The following is a 5,400-nucleotide window of genomic DNA, read 5'->3' as shown; positions in this document are numbered from 1 at the left end:
CCATCCAATTCCTGCCAACGCGTTCGCCATGTTCCAAATCTCATCGCGATGAAACAGACGCAACGAGCCGCCGCGATTGCAGGCCAGAACGGCAAATATCAACATGCCTCATGAATAGGGTGGGCTAGGAACGCTCGTCTTGTGATCATGGGAGGTCGCAGCAGACGAAGGGCATTTTGAGGAAGCACGGTTTATCGCCGCCAATCAGACAGTTGGAACTTTGGCGCTGACGGGAAACCCGAGTACGGTGCTCACCTTCGCCCTGAGGGTCTCCGCGCTGAATGGCTTCACAATATAATTGTCAACGCCGGCCTGCTTGGCGGCAATCACGTTCTCGGGTCTTGCCTCTGCGGTGACCATGATAAAGGGAAGCTTCTGGAGTATAGGGTGCGCCCGGACCTGCTGGACAAGCTCGTATCCTGTCATCGGCGCCATGTTCCAATCGGAGATCACCAGCCCGTAGGGCCGCTCATTGAGCTTCTCCAACGCCTCCCGCCCGTCCCTGGCCTCGTCGACATCCGTGAACCCAATCCGCCTGAGCAGGTTGCGGACGATTCTGAGCATCGTCTGATAATCGTCGATGATCAGGACTGGGATGGATGTATCCAGGGCCATGGTAACTCTCAGCCAATGCGGGGCGTTTCGCCCGTGGGTTCCGTACGGACGATCTGTTCAAAAACAGTTGCAATCGGCCACTGCGGCTTTGCGACATTTTGGATATGGCCAACGACGCCAATCGGGCCAAGGGGTGTTCCAATCCAGAGAACATCGTCTGGATGGTAATCGATATGCCGGAACTTGGTCTCGACGACTGCCACCTTCAGGTCTTGGAGAAGAGGCGATTGAGCCTCGATGCGGCGTACTTCGCCCTCCTCCAGTACGGCGAGGGCGTTGAGTTCCGGCAAGAGATGCTCGGTCAGAGAGCAGAGATAGGTGGCTTCGCCTGCATCATCCATGTCCCGGTTCAAGTCGGCGAGTTCGTCCCGCCAGTTCTCGACCGTGACGGTTCGATCGTCATCACACGATTGGACAAAGGCGGCGGCAGCCGCTTCGGCCGCTGCCTTGTCGAAGAACGGCTGGACGGTATCGACGCCTGTCAGGAGCGTCCAAAAGTGAGTGGTCATGGGAGTTGTCCTCGGCGCAGAAAGGTCGAGCGGTTGGGCGCGCCTTTAGGCCTTGCCCTTCAGCTTCGGGATGTAGTGGAACGGCTTGGTATCGGCCGCGATGTAGAGGGGATGACCGGCATTGCCGTTTTTCGTCAGGGCCAAGCACCAGAGACGATGGCCGTCTTCAATGAGGGCCTGGCATACGGCATCAGCATAGTGCTGCAGTGACGGGTGCACGGCGCCGAACCCCATGACGATCATCGAGGCGCGACTTGCCTGATCCCGGATGGCGGGAAGGTTATGCTGGCTGCAGGGCATGACGCCGGGGTCGCGCAGGCGCTTTTGCTCGGTAACGCAATAGCCCATGACATTGCATTTCACGTACGAGCTGTAGCCCCAGCGTCGGGTGAAGTCCTGCTCCCGCGCCACGGTGGGGTCGTCGACCTCATAGCTAGCGACAGAAGGGTTCATGCCGACCCAAAGAACGAAGGGGGCGTTCGGATCCGCGGTCCAGCGGCGGGTCAGGATGGGCCGGTAGCGGCGGTTCTCGTAGAAGACGGCATCGGCAATGACGCCCTCTTTGAGCCGGAGGCGGCTTTTGCCTCCGGCGTCGTGGAGTTCATCAGGGGAAACAGACTGGGCAGCCGGCATTTGAATTCTGATTTGAGAATTGAACTGCGGTCTTATACCACCCATCCGGCAGTGCTGACTACCTATTGGCCCGACCTTACCTCCTGGCGGATGCTGTCAGCGAGCTTGTCGGTCGGCTGGATGACCTCCGACATTCCGGAAACGATGTTGATCACCACGATCTGCCCGCAGCGGAGGGCGTACGTATGGACAGAGCCCTCTCGTTTCAGGAGGCGCGGGTACGCCCTCTCGAACCGGGTGCCAATCGCGCTGGTCAGGTGGGCGCCTTCCTGGAGGTCCGGTCCCTGAATGATCAGCGAAGGCTCCTGGGCCCAGCGCTCGAGCGTCCGGTAATCCTTGATCAAGGGCAGATACTCGCGCCGGGCATCGTATGCTGCAACGCATTCGAGTTCTTCGGCCGGGAAAGCAGCCATGGCGGTCGTCGGGTACTTCGTCACCAGGCGGCCGGCGGCTCGCCGTATGCGCTCATAGAAGCTTTCAAGGTCTTTCGAGCCGATGGCGTTTCCCTCGTAGTAACAGAGGATCCGGCCATCCTGCTCCCCCTCCCCAACGATGGCACTCCCGGCTAGGACGAGACTGGCGGCAGAGGATCCGGGCTTCGGGGTGTATACGTTCAGAATTATGGGTCGGCCTTCATGGTGGATGTCACGACAAAGGGCGGCCTGATTTCTCAGACCACCCTTAGGCTGCTCGACTATCGCCACTGATGTTTGCGCTGGCTTTTCCAGCTGCGCTCGTTGCGCCGCGGAATATCCGACCAGTAGGTTAGAAGTTCACGCTGTCTGCCAATGCGTTCGGGCGGGAACCCAGCCACGAGAACGTCCTCCTTGTCGGCGTCGTGCCAGGTCATCGCCTGCTTTGTCCGCACAATTCGGATGGAGGAGCCGCGATGGCCGCGGTGCCGGCGGATGCCCGGCCAAGCGCCGTTGCGGTAGGTTCCCTCCGGTGGGGCGGGCCGCGCCCTCAGCTTACGGGAGAGGTCGAGGACCTGATCCCGCGTGACGGTATCGCCGAGAGCAGTTCGGACGATCAAGTGCCCGGTGGGGGTGTCGTGGCGGATGCCGTCAATATCGACGCGGGTTTCGTACGAGAAGCAGTCGGCAAGGACGTCCGAAAGGAAGAAGCCTTGCTGAGGGCCAGAACAGCGTCTTCAAGGGTGTCGTAGGTCCAGACCTCCTGAGCACGATTGATGATGCGGTACTGAGGCTGGAACTGAGGAATGCTGTGCACGGGGATGCTCCGTTAGGGGTGAACCTAACGGAAGCCCGGCATGTGCTCGTGGCGGAAGAAGCCCATGTGGCTCTCCTTATGCGGCAAGGGCGATCGGCGGGTCGATAAGATCGGCCTCGGCGAGAGCCTCGGCCGACCGGAACTCGGCAAGGACGGCTGACGCCTTGGCGCGGGGCACCTCAAAGGAGTTGGCGATCCGGAGGGCAAGGAGCGAAAGCACCTTCGACGGCTCCTGTTCGTGAGCTGACAGCACGAAGCGTGCGTCCACGATGCCGAAGCAGATCAGCTCCTTTTCGTTATCCGTAATGACGATGGTGTCGGCATCGGAGGCAGCCCGAGCAAGCGCGCTCTCAAGAGCGTCGATTGCTCCCAAGATATTGATGTCTGCAGTGACGAAGTCTCTGATGCTGAACATGGCTCGCTTAAAATCTTTCGGGGATTGCCTAGAATTGACCTTCGTAAAAATGCGTTCTTCCGTGATCGGAATGTTCAAATTGGATGACCGGATTTCAGGGATTTGACTGATCTCCTGAGTCATGAAGCTTGTAGGGACCTGACGAATTTCTTCGTTCCTCCATGAGAGGCGGTTTTGTCGCAGACCTCATTTGTCGTGGGATGCAATGAGAGCGAATGCCCTCACCGGCACACAACGTAGAAACACCGGAGAAGTGCCACGCGTATGACGGATATTTATATCTCCGCCGGTCTGTGGATTCGGGGGACGAGACCCGATTGCTGCCACAATCGCTGTAGGCTACAAAACAGAATCGATGCGGTGGCGATAGCAACGGCCGCGGTCAGGGCTCCGGCCAGAACATCAACGAGGAAGTGGCTGCCGTGTAGGGGCGTGGCCAGAAGCATCAGGCTGTTGAGGATGAGACCTGGGTACCGGAGATAGGGAACATGCCAGAGCGCCCAGGCGAGCACCACCGCATTAGCAGCATGGAAGCTGGGAAAGGTGATCAGTCCTGTCGGGGCAAGGCGGGATATGTTCAGAATTGAGCCATCCCGCATGCCCATAATCTCCGGCACATGGAGGCTTGCCACTCGGACCACGATATTCGGATGCTGGGTGGGATCGATGCCGTAGAACTCGTAGGTGCCGAGAGCCGGCAGGAGCCATGCGATACCGTAGGTGGCGATGAGCGTCAGCAGGAGAGCAATCGTCGACACCTGCAGAGCTCGATACCGTCCGAGACCGGCAAGCAGAATTGGAGCCATGATGGATTGGAAGCCGGCCGAGAGATAGATCCCGTAGGCCAAGGCGGTCATGATGGGATGGTCGTTGGCCCATTGAAGCATGCCGACCCAGTCGAACCCGAGGGCTTCGTCTCCTTTGGCGAGGAGATCGTCCCAGAAGGGGCGTGACTTGGAGAGATAGCTGACCACGTGACCGAGATCGCCGAACGCCAAGGCCGAGAAGGGCACCATGGCAACCGTGAAGTACAACGAGGCCATACGGGGCCGGTAGCGGGTCGGGCGGCTGTAGATCATGGCGCCGATGGCTGGGATGAGACCCAGCCCCAGGAGTGCGATCTGGGGTCCGGCGTGGAGTTCCAGCGGAGTTGCGGCCACCACTGTGAACTTAAAGGCAACCACTGAGAGGCATAGGAACGCGCAAAGCAGCATTCCCGGAATGATCTCGTGGGACGGTCCGCCCTCCCCTGCCCTGGAGGCAAGCTGTGTGGGCGCTTTCAATGCGGAGTTCATGCTTTCTCACGATTGAAGCAAAGGATCGACGAGCCGAAACAGAAAAGGACGACAGTGGAGGTCACCTCGTCCTTTATTGTAGGTTCTGTAGGATTGGCCCCGGCTAGTATTTAGCTGGTGATCCCAAGCGCTTGGAGGTAGAGATCAAGGATGGCTTCCTCCTCCATACGCTCGGAATGATCCTTCTTCCTGATAGCGAGGCATTTTTTGATGATTTTTGGATCCAGCCCATTGCCCTTTGCCTCAGCTAGTATGTCTTTGGCACCAGCCTTCAGGCCGTCGATTTCCTCGTAAACGCGCTCCAACCGCTCAATTACTGATTTGAGCTGATCGCTTGCTACGGATTCTGTGTTGAAAGCTGCATCGTCCATTTCACGAATCGTCCTGGTTTGTCGTGTTCGGTGGACGAATTATAATGCAGATCGACGGCCAGTTAAATCGGCTGGGGAGATCGCGCCGGAAACGTGAGCAGCATCCTTAATGTGGCATCGGCTTTAACGAACCGGTTCCAAACTGCTGGGACACTAGTTGTCTGGATGCGAGACCTCCTTGGCATGAGCGATGACCTGGAGGGCTGGCGGCAACGCGTCTGCATCGGGTGGCTTGTAGCGGCGGTTGGCGAGCTTCGGCTCGGCAGCCAGGCGGCTTCGCACAACCTCATCCGGGGATCGCCCCTTGAGCACGCGTTGACGTCTTCTGTTAT

At 58.8% G+C, this 5,400-nt stretch carries 8 protein-coding genes and 1 pseudogene; all 9 read right to left on the bottom strand.

Translation table 11 applies throughout. The annotated features are described in order from the left end of the window. Window positions 1-204: 204 nt before the first annotated feature. Entirely contained in the window at window positions 205-615 is a 411-nt protein-coding gene (locus FS320_RS37145) for a response regulator (RefSeq protein ID WP_152717326.1), read from the bottom strand. Window positions 616-623: 8 nt separating this feature from the next. Then, window positions 624-1,124 (bottom strand): hypothetical protein, encoded by a 501-nt coding sequence (locus FS320_RS37140; protein WP_152717325.1) that lies wholly within the window; start codon window positions 1,122-1,124, stop codon window positions 624-626. Window positions 1,125-1,169: 45 nt separating this feature from the next. After that, window positions 1,170-1,757 (bottom strand): DUF1643 domain-containing protein, encoded by a 588-nt coding sequence (locus tag FS320_RS37135; protein ID WP_152717324.1) that lies wholly within the window; start codon window positions 1,755-1,757, stop codon window positions 1,170-1,172. Window positions 1,758-1,819: 62 nt separating this feature from the next. Continuing rightward, complete coding sequence (locus FS320_RS37130) at window positions 1,820-2,461, bottom strand: hypothetical protein (RefSeq protein WP_152717323.1); 642 nt, start codon at window positions 2,459-2,461, stop codon at window positions 1,820-1,822. Beyond that, a complete protein-coding gene (locus FS320_RS37125; RefSeq protein ID WP_152717322.1) occupies window positions 2,452-2,790 on the bottom strand; it encodes a hypothetical protein in 339 nt (112 codons plus the stop codon). The genes FS320_RS37130 and FS320_RS37125 overlap by 10 nt, the downstream gene beginning before the upstream one ends. A 273-nt stretch (window positions 2,791-3,063) precedes the next feature. Further along, complete coding sequence (locus tag FS320_RS37120) at window positions 3,064-3,402, bottom strand: hypothetical protein (RefSeq protein WP_152717321.1); 339 nt, start codon at window positions 3,400-3,402, stop codon at window positions 3,064-3,066. Window positions 3,403-3,677: 275 nt separating this feature from the next. Continuing rightward, a complete protein-coding gene (locus tag FS320_RS37115) occupies window positions 3,678-4,697 on the bottom strand; it encodes a phosphatase PAP2 family protein (protein ID WP_152717320.1) in 1,020 nt (339 codons plus the stop codon). A 110-nt stretch (window positions 4,698-4,807) separates the two neighbouring features. Beyond that, window positions 4,808-5,068, bottom strand: coding sequence for a DUF2312 domain-containing protein (locus FS320_RS37110; RefSeq protein ID WP_152717319.1), 261 nt, complete (start codon window positions 5,066-5,068; stop codon window positions 4,808-4,810). Between the two features lie 153 nt (window positions 5,069-5,221). Beyond that, a pseudogene (locus FS320_RS51125) lies at window positions 5,222-5,400 on the bottom strand (IS481 family transposase); the annotation flags it as partial.

Origin of the sequence: Microvirga tunisiensis (assembly GCF_009296175.1) — a bacterium.
GTDB lineage: Bacteria > Pseudomonadota > Alphaproteobacteria > Rhizobiales > Beijerinckiaceae > Microvirga > Microvirga tunisiensis.
This window is presented reverse-complemented; position numbering and strand designations above follow the sequence as displayed.

Coding starts and splice junctions, on each gene's coding strand:
- FS320_RS37145 (WP_152717326.1), bottom strand. CDS start 615: ATGGCCCTGGATACATCCATCCCAGTCCTGATCATCGACGATTATCAG.
- FS320_RS37140 (WP_152717325.1), bottom strand. CDS start 1,124: ATGACCACTCACTTTTGGACGCTCCTGACAGGCGTCGATACCGTCCAG.
- FS320_RS37135 (WP_152717324.1), bottom strand. CDS start 1,757: ATGCCGGCTGCCCAGTCTGTTTCCCCTGATGAACTCCACGACGCCGGA.
- FS320_RS37120 (WP_152717321.1), bottom strand. CDS start 3,402: ATGTTCAGCATCAGAGACTTCGTCACTGCAGACATCAATATCTTGGGA.
- FS320_RS37115 (WP_152717320.1), bottom strand. CDS start 4,697: ATGAACTCCGCATTGAAAGCGCCCACACAGCTTGCCTCCAGGGCAGGG.
- FS320_RS37110 (WP_152717319.1), bottom strand. CDS start 5,068: ATGGACGATGCAGCTTTCAACACAGAATCCGTAGCAAGCGATCAGCTC.